The sequence below is a fragment of the Erwinia rhapontici genome (genome assembly GCF_020683125.1).
GTDB lineage: Bacteria > Pseudomonadota > Gammaproteobacteria > Enterobacterales > Enterobacteriaceae > Erwinia > Erwinia rhapontici.
In genome coordinates this window covers 3,382,261-3,404,037 of record NZ_CP085627.1, presented here as the reverse complement: position 1 = coordinate 3,404,037, position 21,777 = coordinate 3,382,261, and the positions used below count along the sequence as shown (strand labels likewise).

The 21,777-nt window shown below is 57.5% G+C and carries 2 protein-coding genes; both read left to right on the top strand.

Annotation, left to right across the window (positions count from 1 at the left end; all coding sequences use genetic code 11):
- Positions 1-622 precede the first annotated feature (622 nt).
- On the top strand, positions 623-18,910 hold the full coding sequence (locus LJN55_RS15785) for an Ig-like domain-containing protein (RefSeq protein WP_227534822.1): 18,288 nt from the start codon (positions 623-625) through the stop codon (positions 18,908-18,910).
- 448 nt (positions 18,911-19,358) lie between these two features.
- On the top strand, positions 19,359-21,746 hold the full coding sequence (locus tag LJN55_RS15780; RefSeq protein ID WP_227534821.1) for a BapA prefix-like domain-containing protein: 2,388 nt from the start codon (positions 19,359-19,361) through the stop codon (positions 21,744-21,746).
- Positions 21,747-21,777 lie beyond the last annotated feature (31 nt).

Genomic DNA, 21,777 nt, shown 5'->3' with positions numbered 1-21,777 from the left:
GCCAGCTTTTAAGAAGGTTCCTGGCTAAGGCTGAGCCTCTTTTACTTAACTCAAATTATTGTGAGGGAACATAAAATGCCGATTTTCACTGTTGAACCCGGAGCGGGGTTGGTGGCTTTTTAAGCTATTGCCTGCTTGTGCTTACGGTCACGAATCAACATGAAATTTTCGCGTCATTAACCCCGCGTTATTACCACGGTTAAATCGCTTTTATGCCTGAAAGTGTCTAAACGGCCATCATCAAACTAATTTTTCTGTTAACTAAATCAAATCATTAATCAGTGGTTGCACTATTTTTCAGCATTTTTTGGCAATTAATCGGCTACTGTACTAAACCATTAAATTAAAATAATTAATCGTATCGATAAATTTTAATCAAATAACACATTCATTTTATTAATTATATGTGAATGAGGAATTAAACAAAAAATAAGTCAGTTTCAGCAAATTTAAGCCATTTTTTTCAGGGAGAGTCACTCTCTGACTGTGCATCAGGTGAAAAGTAACGCCCAACACGGTGTGAAAATATTTTGTTTAAGGTGAGCTAAAAGTGAAGTTTTTTTTCACTTTTCTCGCGTTGAACTTCTAAATCCTGTTATCTGATGTACATGAGGTTACTAAAATGGCACAGCTCAATGATGGCCGCGTAGACATTCTCTCACGCGACGACGGCTCTATTCTCTCCCAGGCCAATGCGGGCTCGTCCAGGAACGTTCTCCTTAATCAACCCAGCATCGTAAAAGTGCATGGCACGCGCGAAATGGTGGCCGAATACGAGCGCCAGGGTAACGACCTCATTCTGCACATGAAAGATGGCACCACTGTGCGCTATCAGCAGTTCTTCTTGGATGACGTGGATGGCGATCACAGCGAACTGGTGTTCGATGACGGAGTTAATCCGCCGGAACACGCTCTGTTCCCGGTGACCAGCGAGTTTGCCGATGCGCAGACCGCGATGGTCATCACGCCGCAGTATGAATCCCTGGGAAGTATTGAGCCTCTGCTGCTGGCTGATACCGGGGCGGGTCCGGGCCTTGTCACCGCTGCAGGTCTGGGTGCGCTTGGCCTGGTGGGGCTGGGTGCTGCCGCACTGGGTGGTGGCGGCGGTGGTGGTGGTGATGATGGCGGTAATGGCGGTGGGACCAACCCTCCCAATCCTCCTAACCCTCCTGCTAACGGGCCGACACTGACCATTGGCACCTTCGCGGGCGATAACGTATTGAGCGCCGCAGAAAAAGAGACCACTCAGCTGTTAAGCGGTACTACCACCAACGTACAAGCCGGACAAACGGTGGTGATCGTGCTGAACGGCGTCACCTATAATGCGACGGTGCAGGCGAATGGTAGCTGGAGTGTGGCGGTTCCGGTTTCGGCCTTAGAAGCGCTGTCGAACGGTTCGGCGACCATTTCAGCCTCGGTGACTAACATCGCCGGCCAGTCTGCCAACGATACGCATAACTTTACTGTTGAAGTCTCTCCGGCGGCAAACGTGCCTCAGATTGCCATTGCTATTTTTGCCGGTAACGATGTGCTCGATGGCGCGGAAAAACTGACCTCACAAACCCTGAGCGGTACGACCGTTAACGTGCAACAGGGGCAAACCGTTACCGTTACGCTGAACGGAAAAACCTACACCGGAACGGTTGATGCTGACGGCGTATGGAGCGTGTCGGTGCCGGCGGCCGATCTTGCGCTGTTGTCCACCGGCAGTGCGACTATTTCTGCCAGCGTGAGCAATACGGGCGGCACGTCTGCCAGCGCCACTCACAATTTCAACGTGCAGGAAAGCACCACCCCAAGCGTCAGCATTACCTCGCCAGTCAGTGACGATGGCTATCTCAGTGCGACTGAAGCACAGGGCACGCTCACCCTGAGCGGGTCCGCGAGTGGCGTACCGGTGGGCACTGCCGTGTCTGTAACCCTGGGGGGGGTAAGTTATCCCGCTGTCACTCAGGCAGGCGGCAGCTGGACGGTAACGGTGCCGTCAGCCGACCTGCAACAGCTTCCGCAGGGCTCGAATCTGATTGTTGCCAGCATTACGCTGCCTAATGGCACCCTCATTGAAAACAGCACCACTGTCTCGGTGGATGTGATCACCACTGCGCCAGCCGTGCAGGTCGATCTGCCGTTTGTCGATGGTGTGTTAAGCGGCACGGAAATTGGTCAGCCGCAGACTGTGACCGGGACGACCGGCGTGACGGGCCCTAATCAGACGGTTTCCATCGATTTTAACGGTGAGAAATACCCCGGTACGGTCAATAACGACGGGAGCTGGAGTGTCACTATTCCGGCGGGTTCAGTGACCGATCCAACGCAAGGGACATTACCTCTGGTGGTGAATATCACCGATCCGGCGGGTAACACGGGCAGCAGCACAGTTGAGGTGACGGTGGATAATACGCCTCCGGTTGTCACTGTCGCGCCGTTTGACAGTGCGCTGAATGCCACTGACATCACGCAACCGCTGACAATCACCGGCAGCAGCGTTGGCGGTCAATCGGTGACCGTCTCTCTGGATGGTCAGACGTATACCGCTTCAGTGAATCCCGACGGTAGCTGGAGTGTGAACATTCCGGCTTCGGCGTTACAACAGCTCGATCAGGGGAGTAGCGACCTGGTTGTCACCTCTACCGACAAATACGGTAATACCTCGGCTGAAACCACCCTCCCGCTGAGTGTGGATACCGTGGCACCGACGGGCGTTACGCTGACGCCTGTCACTGATAATGGCGATAACTACGTTTCCGCTGATGAACTGGGCACCCTGACTATCAGCGGGACGGCGGAATCGGGCAGTATCATTCGCGTCTTCATCGGTGACCGGGAGCTGAGCCTGACCGGCAATGCGAATGGCAATAACGAATGGAGCATCGTGGTTTCTGACGCCGACAAGGCCGCTCTGGCCGACGGCAGTTACCCAATAAGAGTGGAAGTGTCCGATGCGGCAGGCAATGTGACGACGGCATACGGGAATGTCACTCTGGCCGTTGAACCGGGCAGCCAGCCGTTGATCGAGGTGAATACCTTTGCCGGAGACAACGTTCTGCAAAATGCCGAACTGGGTGTGGATCAGGAATTGAGTGGCCGGGTTCTCAATGTTGAGCAGGGCCAGCCCCTGATTGTCACGTTCAACGGCGAGCCATACCCGACGACCGTGCTGGCGGGGGGATTATGGCATGTCACCATTCCTGCCGATGCACTGGCAGGCCTGACTAACGGCCAATTTGTGAATTACGGTGTGTCCGTGTCCAATGCTGCCGGCGTCACCGCCCTGTTTGGCGGCAATTATCCCGTGATTAACGATCCGTTAGCCGTGACGCTGGCGATTGCGCCGGTCGGTGGCGATAACTGGATCAACGCGTCGGAAGCCGGGTCACCGGTGACCGTCAGCGGCAGTAGTCAGGGCGTGCCGCAGGGCACCCTGCTCACCGTGACGTTTAACGATAAATCCTACACTGCCACCGTGGGTGCAGACGGTAAATGGACCACTGAAATTCCGCCTGCTGACTTCGTTGGGGTCGCTAACAATACTTATGACATTAAGGTCGAAGTTGCCACCGATCCTGGCATCAGCGCCACGCTGAACATTGGAGTGCAGGCCAACTTCCCGGACAATGTCACTGTCAACGCTGCCTTTGGTGGCGACAATATCCTTAATCTAACCGAATCAGCCACACCGCAGACGATCACCGGTAACACCGGATTGACACTGCCGGATCAGACGGTGACCGTTGAGATAAACGGCACCTCCTATAACGCCACGGTGAATCCTGCTACGGGCGCCTGGAGTGTTAACTTACTTCCTGCTGATCTAGCGTTGCTGCAGCAGGGCAGCAACGCTGTGATCGTGACGGTGCGCGATGCCGCAGGAAATGAAGTTATCCATAATGCCAGCGTCAGCGTGGACACACTCGCGCCAGACCTGAATGTCGGCGCGGTAGCGGGGGACGGGGTGATCAACCGCACCGAACAGGGTCAGCCGCTGCCGCTTTCCGGGACAGCAGACCCGTTAAGTACCATTACGGTGGTACTCAACGGCGTGACTTACCGCACTGCCGCCGATGCAGATGGCAACTGGAGCGTCAATATTGCGGCATCGACGCTGCAAACGCTTGCTGATGGTAAATATGATATCAGCGTCACGGCTCGCGACAGCGGCGGCAATGAAACGACGACGCTGACCCCGGTCACCCTCGATACGGCTTCACCGTCTGTGACGGTTGCACCGGTTTCTGGCGACGGCTATCTCAATGCGCTGGAACACAATGCAGCGCTGGCCATTACCGGTACCACTGAGCCGGGTGCGACGGTGGTGGTGAGCGTCAATGGCGTTGATTACCCCGCCACGGTGGATGCTGGCGGTAACTGGACCGCAACCCTTCCCGCGAACGTCGTTACCGGCCTGGCCGACAATACCTACACCGTGACTGCGACGGCCACCGACCCCCTGGGCAACAGCGGCAGCAGCAGCCAGCCGCTGACGGTGATTGCTGGCGGCGGTTCACTGCCGACCGTCACCGTCGGTGTGTTTGCGGGCGATAATATCCTCGATGGCGCGGAAAAAGGGCTGTCTCAGTTTGTCACCGGAACCACCACGAATGTTCAGGCAGGCCAGACGGTCACCGTCAGCCTTAATGGTGCAAGTTACACCGGTCAGGTACTGTCAGATGGCAGCTGGAGTGTGCTGGTTCCGGCCTCGGCGCTGCATAATCTGGCGAACGGCACCGATAATTATACCGTCAGCGTCAGCGATGTGGCCGGTAACCCGGCCAGCACCAATGGCAGCTTCACCGTTGATAATACCTTCAGCGCCATCGCCATCGGGGTGATCAGCGACGATAATACGCTGAACGCCAGTGAGGCACTGTTGCCGCTGTCCATCCATGGTTTCAGCCGCTTTGTGGCCTCAGGCAGTTCGGTATCGGTGTCATTCCGCGGAAAATCCTATCTCACCACCACCAACAGTGATGGCAGCTGGACGGTCACGGTTCCACCTGCCGACCTGGCGAACCTGACCAATACCACGCTGTTAGTCACCGCCAGTACCGTTGATGTCAATGGCAATACCATCACCGTTGAGCATTCACTCAACAGTGAAGTGCTTCCGGGCTTCCTGCCGGAGATCAATCCGTTGTTTGGTGATGATTATCTCAATGCTGCCGAGGCGAGTAGCGCACAGACCATCAGTGGGTCGTCGGGCGTTGAGGGCGCAGGTCAGACGGTGAACGTGCTGATTGGCGGCATCACCTATACCGGTACAGTGGATGCGCTGGGTAACTGGAGCGTATCGGTACCGTCTGCCACGCTGCAAAACCTGCCGCAGGGCCCAAATACTGTCTCCGTGACGCTGGGTGATAATGCGGGCAACAGCGTTAAAGTGAATACCGACTTTACCGTGGATACTGTGGCACCGGTGGTCACGCTGGATCCGGTAGCGGCCGATAACCGCATTAACCTTGAAGAACAGAACGACATACAGACCATCGGTGGGTCAGGTACGCAGGGTGACCGTATCAGTGTCACACTGAACAACCAGACGTATGACGTTGTCGTGGATGGCACCGGGCACTGGGAGATCGAGCTGCCGGTTAACGCGCTGAAAGCGCTGACCGCGAGCAGCTATGAACTGCAGGTCACCAGCACCGATGAAGCCGGCAACGTGACCACCGTGGTCCGTACCATTGAGGTGGATATCACTCCGCCGCCAGTGACCGTCAATGCGGTTTCCGGGGGCTATATCAATGCGGCAGAGTCTATTCAGCCGCTGACGGTGACCGGCACCGGGGAAGCCGGCAATGTTATCCGCGTGGAACTGGCGGGAACCACGGTTACTACCGTGGTCGGTGCCGACGGGTCCTGGTCTGCCCTGATCCCGGGCAACGTGGTGGCCGGGGTGACTGATGGTGACTATACGCTCTCGGTAACGGCCGTTGATCCGGCGGGCAACACGACTATCACCAGCACCCCGCTGGTCGTGGATACCGGTGTACCGTCCATTGTTGTCAACAATGTCACGCCGAATAACAGTATTGATGGCGCTGAACAGCAGGTGGACCAGATTATCACCGGTACGGCTTCGAATGTGGAAGCCGGTCAGACCCTGACGCTAACGCTGAGTGGCAATGGCGCGACGTACACCACCACCGCCCTCATTCAGTCCGGCGGCGGCTGGCAGGCCAATCTGCCGACAGAGGTGCTGGAGGGGCTGGCGAACGGATCGTACACCCTGACCGCCAGTGTCACCGACAAAGCGGGTAATAACGGCACCACGGATAAAACCTTCAACGTCGATGACACGCAGCCCGCGATTGCCGTCAGCCCGATCAGTGACGATGGCTACCTCAACTTCGCTGAGTCTCAGGCGGCAGAGGGACTGGATATCATTCTGACCACGCTGAATGTTCCTGCTGACAGCAGAGTGACCTTTAGCTTTAATGGCCTCCCTTATGATGGTTTATTGCAGCCGAACGGAACCTGGCTGGTCAACATTCCGCGTGCTGACGTGGGAGCGTTGACCAATGGCACCGTGACGGGTGTCGCGACCGTTTATGACAGCAGTGATAACCCACTGGCCACCAGCAACGCCTCGCTGATTGTGCACGTCACCAACCTGCCGAACCCAACGCTGGATACGCCGTTTGGCGATAATACGCTCACCAATGCTGAAGCACTTATCGGGCAGACCCTGACGGGCACCACCGGGGAACTGGGCGACGGTCAAAGAGTGATCATTAACATCGGCAACAGTGCGTTTGAGGCCACCGTTAACAGCTCCGGCGTCTGGACTCTGGTGCTGACCACGCAGCAGTTACTGGATTTGGATCCGAAGGGGGCGTCTTCCATTCTGGTTACGGCGATTGATGTGGCCGGGAACAGCGCCGAAGCCGGGCCGTCATCCGTCACGATTGCCACCGATCTGCCTTCTCTGACGCTGGGTACTATCGCCGAAGATGGCATTATCAATGCCACCGAACAACAGGCGCCGCTGGTGATTGAAGGCACCACCGCTGCGGGTAATACCGTGGTGATCACGCTGGAGGGTAAAACCTATAACGCGGTATTCGGCAACAATGGCAGCTGGACGGTAACCATCCCACCTGCAGACCTGGCCCTGCTGCAAGACGGTGGCTACGATGTCACTGTTACCGTCACCGATCCGGCAGGCAACAAAACGGTGGATACTGAGGTGGTGATTGTTGATACCGCCGCGCCAACGTACACCCTCGATCCGATCGGCGGTGACGGCATCATCGATCGTGTTGAAGTGACGCAGCCACTGGATATCACCGGTAGTGGCACCATTGGGGACAGCGTCAGCGTCACCCTTGGCGGCACCACGCTGGATACCACGGTAGGCAGTGACGGTAAGTGGTCGGTCACCTTCCCGGTGACCACGCTCGATAATCTCGATCAGGGGCAGAACCCGGTCACCATTGTGGTCACCAATCCGGAAGGCAACAGCGTGACGCAGAACACCTCGGTGATTCTGGATACCGCTGTTTCCAACGCGCTGCTGGTGAATCCGGTCGCGGGTGACGATGTGGTTAATGCACTGGAAGCGGCCGCAGGTCTGACCGTTACCGGTAGCGTACCGGACGGCACCACCAGCGTGGTGGTTACCTTTAATAACCAGTCTTATAACGCCACCGTCGGGCCTGATGGTCTGTGGAGCGCCACCATTCCGTCCACGGCCCTCACCGGGCTGGCCGACACGGGTTATACCGTGACGGTGGTTGCAACACCATCGGTCGGTGACAGCGTGACGGTCACACGTCCGATTGTGCTGGACACCACGCCACCTGATTTTGTGATCACTCCGGTATCTGATGGCTATCTGAATGGCACTGAGCTGGGGCAACCTCTGGCGATCACGGGGACCGGTACGCCTGGCGACAGCGTGCGCGTCACGTTGAACGGCAAGGTTTATCTGACCACCGTGGGCAATGACAACAGCTGGGCGGTGAGCGTGCCGACCGGCGATCTGGCGGGCCTGAACAGCGGTACCAACACCGTCAGCGTGGTAGTGAAAGATCCGGCAGGCAACACCTCAACCAGCAGCAGCAATTTCACTGTTGACACTATTGCACCGTCGTTGGCGCTGGATCCTGTCACCGGCGACAATATTATCAACGCCAGCGAGCAGCAAAATGGTATCGCCATCAGCGGTACGGGTGAAAATGGCGCAGCCATTGTGGTGACGCTGAATGGCAAAACTTACGAGACCACCGTTGGGGTTAACGGGCTGTGGTCGGTAGAGGTGAATGCAACTGACCTCGGCGCTCTCACGGGCAGCAGCTACCCGGTCAGCGTTACGGAAACCGATCTGGCCGGCAACAAAACTACCCAGACGACCACGGTGCAGATCAATACCTCGCAACCGACGATTACGGTTGATCCGTTTACCGGCAACGATATTGTTGATGGGGCAGAGCAGCATGTCAGCCAGAAACTGACCGGGACCACTACCAACGTGGAAGAAGGTCAACTCGTTACCCTCGCGCTGAACGGCGTCACTTACAGTGGCGTGGTACAGGCGAGCGGCGCATGGAGCATTACGCTTCCCGCGACGGCGCTGGAAGCCTTAAGCAACGGACAGCAAACCTATGTGGTTTCTGTCAGCAACAGTGCCAATACAGCGATTGAACAAACCGGAAGCTTTGAGGTGAACAACCTGCTTTCGGGCCTGGCAATCAATCCGATCAGCGGTGATGGTTTCCTCAATGCGCAGGAGGCGGCTCAGCCGCTGGAAATCAGCGGTACTTCAGCTAACTTCACGGTCGGTACTCTGCTGACGGTCAGCGTGGGTGGCAGCGACTTCCCGGTCACCGTTGGCGCAAATGGTCAGTGGACATTAACCTTGCAACCGGGGGCTATCCCCTTAGTGGATGGGCCGCTGACGGTAACCGTGAGCGGTACTGATGCGACAGGTTCGGCAGTGACCAGCAGCAGCTCGCTGGATGTTCACGTGACGAATCTCCCCAACGTGGTGGTTGATGCACCGTTCGGTGATAGCGTCCTGAATGCGACAGAGGCAGGCAGTACGCAAACCCTGACCGGCTCAACCGGTATCTCTGGCGACGGTCAGACGGTCACCATCACACTGGCAGGTATCACTTATACCGGCACGGTTGACGGTAACGGCAACTGGAGCGTGGCAATCCCGGGAACGGTACTGGCGGGATTACCGCAGGATACCAACAACATCACGGTGCTGGTCAACGATGCTGCGGGTAATCCGTCAGAACTCACCGTACCGTTTAACGTTGATACCCTGGCGCCGGCGGTCACCGTTGATGTGATAGCGGGTGACGGTGTGCTGAATGCCGCAGAGCGGGGCGCCGATCTGGCGGTTTCCGGAACGGGTGAAAATGGCAGCAGCATTGTTGTGACGCTGAACGGCGTCACCTATCCGCCGGTGGTGGTGAGCGGCGGAATCTGGACGGTAAACGTTCCTGCGGAAGATTTACAGGCTATTCCGGATGGCAGCTACGCGGTGAGTGTGACGGCGACGGATGCGGCGCAGAACAGCAGTGCCCCTGTCACCAGCACGCTGGTGGTGAAAGCGGATGTGGCGGATCTCCCCACGATTACGATTAATACCTTTGCCGGCAACAATATCGTTGATGGTGCTGAACAGCAGAGCAGTCAGTTGTTGTCCGGTACAACGACAAATGTCGAGCAGGGACAGACGGTGACCGTCACCCTGGGTTCGCAGGTCTATAACCCGGTTGTACAGTCAGATGGCAGCTGGAGCATCAGCATTCCGTCCGGTACCTTGCAGAACGGCACACCAACCATTACTGCCGCGGTGAGTGATGCTGCGGGCAACCCAGCCAGCAACACTCTCACTATCACGGTGAACACCCTTGCCTCGGGGATCAGTATCGATCCGATCAGCGACGGTTATCTCAGCGCCGATGAGGCTCAGCAGTCGCTGATCGTTACCGGTCATACCGCCAACGTGGCGACGGGCACCCCGGTGTCAGTATTGATTAATGGTCAGACCTTTACCGTGAACGTGGGTGCCGGTGGTGTGTGGAGTGCGCTGGTACCGGCAAGTGCGCTGGCGGGCCTGGCTGACGGCCAAACCATTGTTTCTGCCAGTACGCTGGATGCCAACGGTAATCCGGTTGCCAGTAACGCCACGCTGAACGTGGTTGTCCATAATCTGCCGCAAATCAGCGTCGATATCCCGTTTGGCGATGGTGTATTGAACGCCAGCGAAGCGGCACTGGGGCAGACGCTGTATGGCACCACGGGTGTGGCGGGGGCAGGACAAACGGTCTCCGTGCTTATCGGCACCACCACCTATACCGGCACGGTGGATACTAACGGTAACTGGAGCATTCCTTTGCCGTCAGCAGTCTTGCAAGGTCTGCCGCAGACAGGGGCAGATCTGGCCGTTACGGTCACGGATGTGGCAGGCAACAGCAGTAGCCAGACGGTGACGGTCGGTGTGGATACGGTCGCACCAACGATTACGCTGGATCCGATCGCCACTGACGGTGTGATCAACGCTACTGAAGCCGCGCAGGGTGTCACCATCAGCGGGGGCAGTACCGGTGCGCAGGAAGGTCAGGCAGTGAACGTGGTGTTCAACGGACAGACTTACACTACGACCGTTGATGATCAGGGGAACTGGAACCTGACTATTTCTGCCGATGCCCTGACCGGTGTGACCAACGGCAGCTATACGCTGACGGCCACCGTGACGGATGCCGCAGGTAACAGCAGCCCTGTCAGCACCAACGTGACGTTGGCTACCGGCGCACTGCAGCCAACGATTAACCTCCCGTTTGGCGATGGTTATCTCAACAATAACGAAGCGATTGATCCTGCCGGGCAGTCCCTCACGGGCACCACCGGCGCGATCGGTGCCGGTCAGACGGTGATTGTTACCATCGGCAGCCAGGCGTTCCCTGTTACGGCAGACATTAACGGTAACTGGACGCTACCGCTGAGTACCACACAGTTGCAGGCCCTCGGCGAGGGTAGCCTGCCCATCAGCGTGGACGTGACCAATGCGCAGGGCAATACGGGCAGCATCAGCAGTTCCGTCATCGTTGATCGGACTGCGCCAACGCTGAGTCTGGATCCGGTTGCCGGTGATAACGTGATCAACGGCACTGAAATTCTGCAAACCGTGACCATCAGCGGCACGGCATCGCCGGATGAAGCAGGTCAGCAGGTGAGCATCACCTTTAACGGTAACCAGCCTGCTTATATTGCGATTGTGCAGGAGGATGGTAGCTGGCGCTTTGATCTGCCGGGGAGTGCGACGCAGAACCTGGCCGACAATAGTTATACTGTGACCGCCACGCTGACCGACAAAGCGGGTAACACCTCATTGGTGGCCACGGAAACCGTCGAAGTGAGGGCAGAAGCCGGCGATCTGCCGCTGATTACCATTGATGCGATCACCGGTGATGACTATCTCAACACCAGTGAAGTGGGTCAGGCACTGCAGTTAAGCGGTACCACCACCAATGTGACCGATGGCCAGATGGTGGAGATTACCTTTAACGGGCAGACGTTTTACGCTGAGGTTAACGGCGGAGTATGGAGTTACCTGGTACCGGATACGGCAGTGGGAAGCATTGCGGATGGTCCGCAGCAGGTGAGTGTCTCGGTCAACGATATCTACGGTAACGTGGGCGATGATACCCGTGACTTTACCGTGATTGCGCGTGGTGACGATCTGCCTTCCATTACCATCAACCCGGTCACCAGTGATGACATGGTGAACTACAACGAGTCACGCGACCCGAATGGCGTCATCATCACCGGTAGCAGCCAGCATATTCCGGAAGGTGACACCATTACCGTGCGCGTTAATGGTAAAGACTATCCGGCAACCGTGGACAGCGACGGTAACTGGACAGCGACGATCCCGCAGACTGATGCGCAAAATCTGCCGCAGAACAGCAATGCCATTACTGCCAGCGGTAACGACGTTGCAGGCAATACCGCGACGGCCAATGAGAGCTTTACCGTTCATACTCAACCGCCACTGCTGGAAATCGACGCCAACCTGGTGACGGACGGTGTGCTCAGCCTGGCGGATGCTCTGACGGGGCTGGTGTTGTCAGGCAATACAGCGCCGAATCTCAACGTTGAGATCACCCTTGGGACCAATGTCTACAGCGTGCTCTCCGATAACCTGGGCAACTGGAGTACCACCATTCCAAGTGCTGATTTGCTGGCATTGGTCGACGGTGATCTGGGGCTCAGTGTCTCCGTCAAGGATGCGTACGGTAACACCACGGAGCAAATTCTCGACGTCAACGTGGCGGTGAACGCCCTCACGGAACTGACCCTGGAGACGCCATTCGTTGATGGCTTCCTTAACAGTACCGAAGTTTTAGTTGATCAGACGATCCGGGGCACGGTGGATAATCTGCCGAACGGTGCCAGCCTGGTGGTGACTGTCGGGACACAGACTTACTCCCCTGTGGTTCTGGATGGTCTGGGGGGATGGTCGGTGACTATCCCGGCCGCCGATCTGGCCGCGATGGGCAATGGGGTTATTCAGGTCAGTGTATCAACAGTGGATGCGGTGAACCCGGTGAGCGTATCGGCCGATGTCGAGCTGATACTGACCAATACGCTGAACCCGGTGATCAACCAGCCGTTTGTTGATGGTCTGCTGGATGTGGCCGAAGCCGCAGTGTCTCAGACGCTGACGGGCACGACTGGTGTGATTGGTGCAGGGCAGACTATCGTGCTGACGATTAACGGCAACGTCTATGCCGCCAGTGTTGATGCCAACGGTGTCTGGACGGCCAACTTAACCACGACACAGCTGCTTGCTTTGGGCAACAGCACGGGGGCAGGCCATGTGATTGTGATTGTGGTCGGCGATGCGGCGGGCAATACGGCATCAACCTCGCTGGACTTCCCCGCGATTGTCACCGGATTACCGACGGTCACCCTCGATCCGCTGTCGCTGGCGGGTAACGGTATTCTAACGCTGAATGAAGTCGCTGGCGGGATCACGTTGGGGGGGAATGTGACCTTTAATGGTGATGCGGCTAACACCCATGTCATTGTCAATGTGAACGGTACGCCGATTGAGGCCACCATCAACGGTGATGGCACCTGGAGTCTGCCGCTGTCGGGTGGCGTATTAGCCACGCTGCCGGACGGCAACTGGCCAATTACGGTGACGGTGACGGATGGCGTGGGCAACGTAGGGATTCCGGCAGATGCATCGCTGACCGTGGCGATTAACGATGTGCCCGTTCCGACCATTACCACCCCGTTCGTTGATGGCCTGCTCAATATTGCGGAAGCCGCGGTCGATCAGGTGTTGAGGGGATCGACGGGGGTATTGGGTGCGGGTCAAACCGTCACCGTCAGTATTGACGGCGCGGCAGCTGTGCCTGCCGTCGTTAATGCCAATGGTAGCTGGTCGTTGGATCTCAGCACCGGCCTGTTGTCTGGTCTGGCCAACGGTGAACACACCATTACCGTGGTGGCGACTGACGCCTACGGCAATGAGGCGGAGGTTGAGGGCAGCTTTGATGCGCTGCTGACCCTGCCAATACCGACCATTACTAACCCGTTCGGCACCGGGCTGGGCATTGATGAGGCGGCGGGTGCGATCACCATTACGGGTAACACCGGCATTCCGGTGGTGGCTGGCCAGGATCAGAGCGTCACGCTGAAAGTCGATGTGAATGGCGTGGTCTACGATGCGACGGTGGTAGGGAATGTCTGGACAGTGGAACTGCCTCCGGGTGCGCTTAACGGCCTGAACAACACAACACACCAGGTGATCGTCACCGTCATTGATGCTGCAGGCAACCCGGCAACGGAAACGCTCGACTTTAACGCCTATCTGACGGTGCCGCAGCCCACCATCGCGGTACCATTTGATAATGGCTATCTTAACGTTGATGCGCTGGCAGGGGCGGTACTGACCGGTACTACTGGCGCGGTCGGTGCGGGGCAGAGTGTGACCCTGACCTTTGGTGGCCTGGCGGCGATCCCTGCGACGGTCGTTAATCCTGATGGCACCTGGTCGCTAACGTTGTCTGCGGGCCAGATGGCCGATCTCGGAGGTCTGGGGCAAAATCTGCAAACCGTTAAGGTCACTGTGACCGACCCGGGGGGGAACACCAATACCCTCAATGAAGGCTTTATCATCGATACGGCTGCTCCAGTAATTAACGGACTGACCTTCGCTGGCGATAATGTCCTCAACTACGTCGAAAGCCTGAATACGCAGACGTTGACCGGGATTTCCAATCCTGCTGATGCAGGGGCCACTGTGACACTTCAAATTGGTACTCAGACCTTAACCGGCCTGGTGGGTACCAACGGAGCATGGACGATTAATGTCGGGGTGACGGATCTCGCGGCACTGGTGACCGCAGGCGGTAATTACACGGTGTCCATTACCGACGTTGCGGGCAATACCACCAGCGTTAATGGTGCTGTTGGGTTAAACCTCAGCCCAACGCTTGACGGTTACATTACGCTGGCTCCTGTCAGCGGCGATAACATTATCAATGTGGCCGATGGCCCTAATACCCTTATCAGCGGGACGCTCAACAATGTCCCTCTGTCGCTGGGCGGGCAGATCACCATCACGGTGGGTGGCATTCTGGTCGATACCATTTCGGTCGATGCACTGCGCCTGAACAATGAGTTTACCTCCCAGACGCTGGTGAATGCGGACCTTCCGGCCGGTTCACAGCAGGTGGTGGTGACCTTTACGCCAACCGTTGGCGACCCTGTTGTCGCCAACACGACGGTTCTGATTGATATCACTGCGCCGACTGTGACGATCACGCAATTTGCCGGAGATAACATTCTCACCGTGGCGGAAGCGGCCACATCGCAGACCATTACCGGTACCTCATCGGAAATTGGCAGCACGGTTTCTGTGACGCTGGGAACCAAAACCTACACCGCCGTAGTACAGGCTGGCGGCTCCTGGACGGTGAACGTGCCGTCTGCCGATCTACAAGCTCTGGCTCAGGATGTGACCAGCATCAACGCCAGCGTGAAGGATACGGCGGGTAATACCGGGTCTGCGGTACTTAACAATGTGATTGTGGATACTCAGGCACCCCTGCTGGATGTGGACGCCCTGCTGGGGAATAACGTCATCAATGCGGCAGATGCACTACTGACGCAGACACTGACGGGGTCGGTGTCAGGGGCCGATGGTCAAACGATTTATGTTTACCTTGGTAACAGCACTGTTCCTCTGGCGCAGGCAACCGTCCTCAATGGTGCTTTTGAGCTTGGGCTGAGCCCGACGGCGATCGGCGCCCTGTTGCAGGGCGGTAACGTGCTGACGGTGAAAGTGGCGGATGACCATGGCAACCAGACCAGTGCGGCCATCACGATTAATAAAGTGTTTAACAGCCTGCTGGGGCTGGACGTTGATACGATATTTGGCGATGTCAGAGACCCTGCTAATCCTGGCGTATTCAGTGGCTTCCTCAATGCGGCAGAATCCGCTGTTGACCAGCTGATCACCGGCACAGCAGTGTCTGCGGTTGGGGGGCTGGTAGAATTGACTCTGGGGAATGGTCAGATACTGAGTACAACCGTGGGGCAGGACGGAAAATGGTCGCTGCTGGTGCCGCCAGCCGCGCTGGCGACCTTGCAAGAAGGGGCTAACACGCTGAATCTTTCCGTCACGGATGTGGTAGGTAACATTGTCACGACGACAGCACCGGTCACCACGATTATCACTAACCTGCCGGTGGTGGGTGCACTGACCGGATTGTTTGGTGATAACAATGTGCTCAACCTGCTGGAAGCGCAGGCCGGACAGACCATCGGCGGCACATTAAATGCGGTGGCCGGCTCGGTTGTCACGGTGACGCTGGGGGCTAAAGCGTATACCACCACCGTGCAGGCGGGCGGCGGCTGGAACGTGAATCTCTCCGCCACCGATCTGCTGGCGCTCGGGAATGGCAATGTGTCGCTGGGGGTAAAAGTGGTCGACCCGGCAGGTAACGTTGCCAGTAATAGCGCCAGCATCACCGTTGCGACGATCAAGCCAGAGATTATCCTCAACCCAATCCTGGGTGACGGCTTACTGAATATTGCCGATTTGAGCAATGTCGCCAGTCAGCTGGTCAGCGGTACGGTGAAAAATGTGGCGGCCGGTACCATCATCAAAGTGATGATCGGGACAACTGAGGTTGACGCGACGGTTGATGCCAATGGTAAGTTCAGCGCGGGCCTGACTCTGGGTCAGTTGCAGGGGCTGCAGTCCGGGCTGCTGGATATCAGTGCCTCGGTGAAAGACAGCCTGTCCGGTAATGAGTCCACCCTTAATGTTGTGGGCGGGCTGCAGGTCAGTCTAACTCCGCCAAGCCTGTCGTTGAACCAGACGCAGCTGTTCGGGGATGGCCTGCTGAATGCGGCGGATGCACTGGTTAATCAGCTGATCAGCGGCACCACCACGGCGGGGGCGCGTGTCGTGGTCACTGTTGGTGACAGCATTACGCCACTGCTCTCCGGCACGGCAGGGACTGACGGGGCCTTTAACCTGGCGCTGACGCCATCGGCGCTGGCGACCCTGTTAGACGGCGGTGTCACCCTTAAAGTGACCGTCACCGATACGGCGGGTAACAGCAGCAGCAGCACACTGGCGGGGACGGTGGGCATTCATGCTTTACCATCGGTCACCCTTAACCCGCTGTTTGGCGATGGGATATTAAGTGTGACAGAGGCCCTCTCTTCGTTAGGGCAGCTGTTAAGTGGTCATGTCAATAATGTCCCAACCGGTACCCTGGTCAGTATTAAAGTCGGTGGCCTGACTTTACAGGGGAGCACTGACTCCAACGGCAACTTCGGTGTGACACTCACATCGGCACAGTTACTGGGTCTGGCGACGGGGGGACTGACGGTGTCAGCAACCGTGACCGATGCGGTAGGCAATGTGGGCAGCAGCAGTGTCGGCGTCACCATCGGGGTGCATGTGGCACCGACGGTCACCGTAGGCACGCTGTTTGGTGATGGCGTTCTTAACGCCGCTGAGCTGGCGACAGCGCAGACCATCAGCGGTACCTCCACCAATGCGGTGGCGGGTTCAACGGTGAGCTTTACCCTGAATGGTATTGCTTACAGTACGACGGTGGGCAGTAACGGCAGCTGGAGTATCAGCATTCCGAAAACCGCGCTGGCTGCCATACCGGACGGTCCGTTGACCATCACCGCCAATCTGGCTGACCCGTATGGCAATACCGCGTCCGGCAGCAACAGCGCCAGCGTGATTGCGCACAATACGCCGACCATCACCTTTGGCACGCTGTTTGGCGATGGGGCACTGAATGCGGTGGAAGCGCAGACGGCGCAAACCATCTCCGGTACGGCGTTTAATGCCGAAGGTTCGACCATTCTGGTTAACGTCGGGTCGAAGACCTACAGCACGGTGGTCGCCGCCAACGGCAGCTGGAGCGTTTCGGTGCCGTCGGTGGATCTGAAAGCATTGCCGGATAACACGGCGTCAATCAGCGCCAGTGTGATCAACGGGGCCGGTACCAGCAGCGGCACGATTACGGTTCCGGTGATTGTCGGTACTCACAGCACGCCGACGGTGACGTTGAGCAATACCGCGGGCTTCAGCGATGGTTACTTCAACCTTGCTGAATCCGGTACCGCACAAGTCATTACCGGGACGTCCACCAGTGCAGCGGGGGGCCGGGTCACTGTCAATATTGAAGGGATGTCATACACCGGCACGGTAGCCGCTAATGGGACCTGGAGTGTGACCATCCCGGCAGGAGGGCTGACCTCTCTGGCCGATGGGCAGCATACTGCGGCAATCACTGTTGCTGACCGCGCAGGTAACACCAGCAGCACCAGCGCCAGCTTCAACGCCGTGACGCAAAACCTGCCGGCGGTGAGCGTTGATGCGGTTGCCAGTCTGTTGAGTGTCTTGCTGACCGGGCTGACCATTTCAGGAGGAAGCCAGCGTCTGGCGACAGGGACAACGGTGACGATCACGCTGTCGCAAAGCGGGCAAACCCAGACAATGACCACGACGGTGGGCGCTAATGGACGGTACAGTGCGAAGTTCGTCGGGGGGTTACTCAGCACGTTGGATCTCAGCTCGGTGGTCACAGTGACGGCGGTTGATGCCGCAGGTAACCCGGCGACCACCGTCACCACGCTGCTGTTGGGTTCAGTGTTGCCATTAGCCACCACCGCCTCGGTGATGATGGCGGTGGCCTCCGATGAATCTCTGGCGTCGACGGATACGTCTTCAATCAGTGCGGCCAGCACCAGTGAAGAGAGCACCACCCCCACCGTGCATACGGCAGCGCGTGTGGCCTCAACGCTGGTGACCGACAGCGATACCAGCAGCACCGACCATGCCACCTCCACGGCGGCGGCCAGCACCACGGCCAGCAGTGAAACAGTGGCATTGACGGCAACGGATGACGGCAGCTACACCATTGGCGGGGTCACCATTACGCTGGCGGATGGTCAGACAGTGCATGGCGAATCGGTAACGGGTAGCGTGGGTAATGACACCATCACCGTGAGTTCGCTCGACTTTACCCATATCGATGGTGGCGCAGGGACGGATACCCTGGTACTGAACGGTGAACATATTGCGCTGGATCTCACCTCGCTCGGTCTGAAAGTCGAGCATGTGGAGATTATCGACCTTGGCACCTCGGGCAATAACAGCATTAAGCTGGACTTGAACGAAGCGCTGAATATTACCGATAAACAGAGCGATGACCTGCTGATCAAAGGGACGCTGGGTGACCAGGTGACGCTGGCCAATACCGACGGCGGCGTCTGGGCCACCACCGGGCAAAGGACGGTAGAAGGGCAGACCTTTGACGTTTATCACAACTCGGCACTGTCGTCAGACAACACCCTGGGCGATGTGCTGATCCAGCATAATCTCCAGGTCCATGTCGTATAACGAAAAAATAACGCCAGCGCGGGTCGCATTCCCGCGCAGGGCGTCTAAAGTTAAGAGGAAGTGATAGATTGGTAGCGAAACAATCCAACAGCGGCTTCGGCCGCTGTTGTTCGTTGTGGACCTGAATAAACTAAGAAAGGTTTTTTTAAAGTGAGTAAGGCAAAAATAACAATAAGATATAAGGCCACTGGCGAAGTGTAATTCCAGATTTTGGCCAGTAGTAATGCGCTGATGACAAGGTTAACGTAGGCCGCGCCAGCGCTACTATAATAGCTATTTTAATCATTTTTCCTTGTTATGGATTACATTGTGATCCGTTGTACACCGGGTGATGCTCGGCGCTATTTTTGTAGCGCTGGCTGATGTTTTGCGTGAAAAAAACGGCCTCTGGCTGAGCTTTTCTTCGCAAACGCTTACTCACTTTACCGGGTACACAAGGGGATACACCATGACTCAGCCTGCATCTGGCTTCGTCGATATACTCTCTCGCGATGGCGGAAAACTGCTGTCTCAGAGCCAGTCTCATACGTCTCAAACCGTGCAGCTTGACCAGCCTTCGCTGGTGAAAATTCACGCACCGACTACCTCCGTTGTTGACTATCAACAGCAGGGCGACGATCTGATCCTTCACATGCGCGATGGCAGCACGGTGCGCTATCAGCATTTCTTCACGGCCACCGACGGCGAACAAAGCCAACTACTGTTTGATGACGGGGTGAACCCGCCGCAGCATGCGCTGTTCAGCAGCGGGCTGAATACCACCGATGCCGCAACGCCGCTGACACCAACCTATCAGGCATTGGCCAGCGTCGATGCGCTGCTCGGTGCGCCCGCCGCAGCGGAGAGCAGTGGAACCCTGACGGCCGTTGGTCTGGGGCTACTCGGGCTGGCCGGGGTCGGCGGTGGCGTGGCGCTGGCCAGCCATCACAGCAGCAGCGATGACAGCAGCAGTCAGAGTACGTCTGCCAGCGGCGTTGACACCCCGGAGGTTGTGCCACCGGAGAGCGGCACAGGAACGGGCGGCAGCCCGTCACTCACCGTGACCCCGCTGACGGGCGATGCGGTGATCAGTGCTGACGAGCGCCAGAGCGATCAAACCTTCAGCGGGACCTCCACCAATATTGCCGCAGGCAGCACCCTGACCGTCAGCCTGAATGCGCACACTTACAGCACGCAGATTGCCAGCGATGGCAGCTGGAGCGTCATCCTGCCTGCCGCAGATCTCCAGGCGCTGCCCGACGGCAGCAACACCATCAGTATCAGCTTCGTTAACGCCAGCGGCGGTACGTCGACCGCAAATAAAGTGATTACCGTTGAGCCGCTGACGCCCATCGGTGAGCCGCCACATCCCACCCTCGACCTGCCGTTTGGCGATGGCATTCTGAACAGTGCCGAGCTGGCAACGCAGCAGACCCTGACCGGCAGCACGGGATCGACCGGCAGTGGGCAGAAGGTGGTGGTGACGATGGGTGAAGAAAACTACAACGCCACGGTGGACAACGACGGTAACTGGTCACTGAGTCCTGATTCGTATGCCCTGTATTTGCTGGGCCAGGGGGAAAGCACCATTGTGGTCACCGCCACCGATGGCTGGGGCCAGCAGGGCAGCAGCAGCACGCCGATTGTTATCGACACCAGCGACCCACAAATCACCATGAATGAGATTTCGGGCGATGACGTGATTGATGCCAGTGAAAAGGGTGACGATTTGCTGATTAGCGGTTCGGCCTGGGGCGAAGCGGGACGGACCGTGGATGTGCTGTTCAATGAGCAGACCTGGCACGCGGTGGTGAGCAGCAGTGGCACATGGAATCTGGCTATCCCGGCCAGCGCGCTTCAGGGGCTGGACGATGGCGTCTATCGCGTGCAGGCCAGCCTGAGTGATGCCGCGGGTAACAGCACATCTACGGCGCACAACATCACCCTCGCAACCTCTGTTGATACCCTGCCGTCACTGAGCATTGACCCCATCTCCACCGATGATGCCGTCAACTACCGTGAAGGGATCTATGGGCTTGAAATGTGGGGCACCTCCAGCAACCTGCCTTCCGGCACGGTGGTTACACTGGATCTTGCGGGTAAAACCTATTATGGCAACGTCGCCAGCGACAATATCTGGCGCGTGTCGATCAATGACAGCGAACTGGCGGCGATCACCGACGGTAAATATACCTTTACCTTCAGCGCTACCGACCCCAATGGCAACAGCACCAGCGCCACCCGCGATGTCCTGTTGCTCAGTCATTACACCAGCAAAATTGGTTTCACCGTCGATGACGTCACCCCGGCGGACGTTAGCGTGGTTGACGGCCAGGAGTACGTCACCATTGGCGGCACCTTCGCCGATACCTTCCCCATTAACTTGATCAGCATCCGGGTGGATGACTATCCGTATTACAGCGCGACCCTGACGGAGGATCACCACTGGAGCATCACCGTGCCGCTGTCCGGTTCCAATGTGCATGACGGGCTGAATTATATCTATTTTGGTACCTCGGACGGTGCCGGTAACTGGGTTGAACAGTCTGACCAGATCCACGTTGATCTGGGGAATGCGACGGACAGCGGATCGCTGCAACTCGCCAGTCTGGGTCTGGCAACGCAGAGCGATGCGCTGGTGGCCGCGACAACGCAGGACGACCTCACCGCCGTTCAGTCACTGCTCCTGACCGGGGACAGCCCGGTGGCGCTCAGTACCACCGACAGTGGTGTCTGGTCACAGGTGTTACCGGGGGGCAGCAGCGAACCGATGTCGGATGTGTATCACGCTCCCCTTCAGGAAAGCACGCTGGCAGACGTGCTGACGCAGCATCAATTGCAGTTACAAACCGCTTAATTGGGGGCAGAAGAGGCGGGGTATTTCCCGC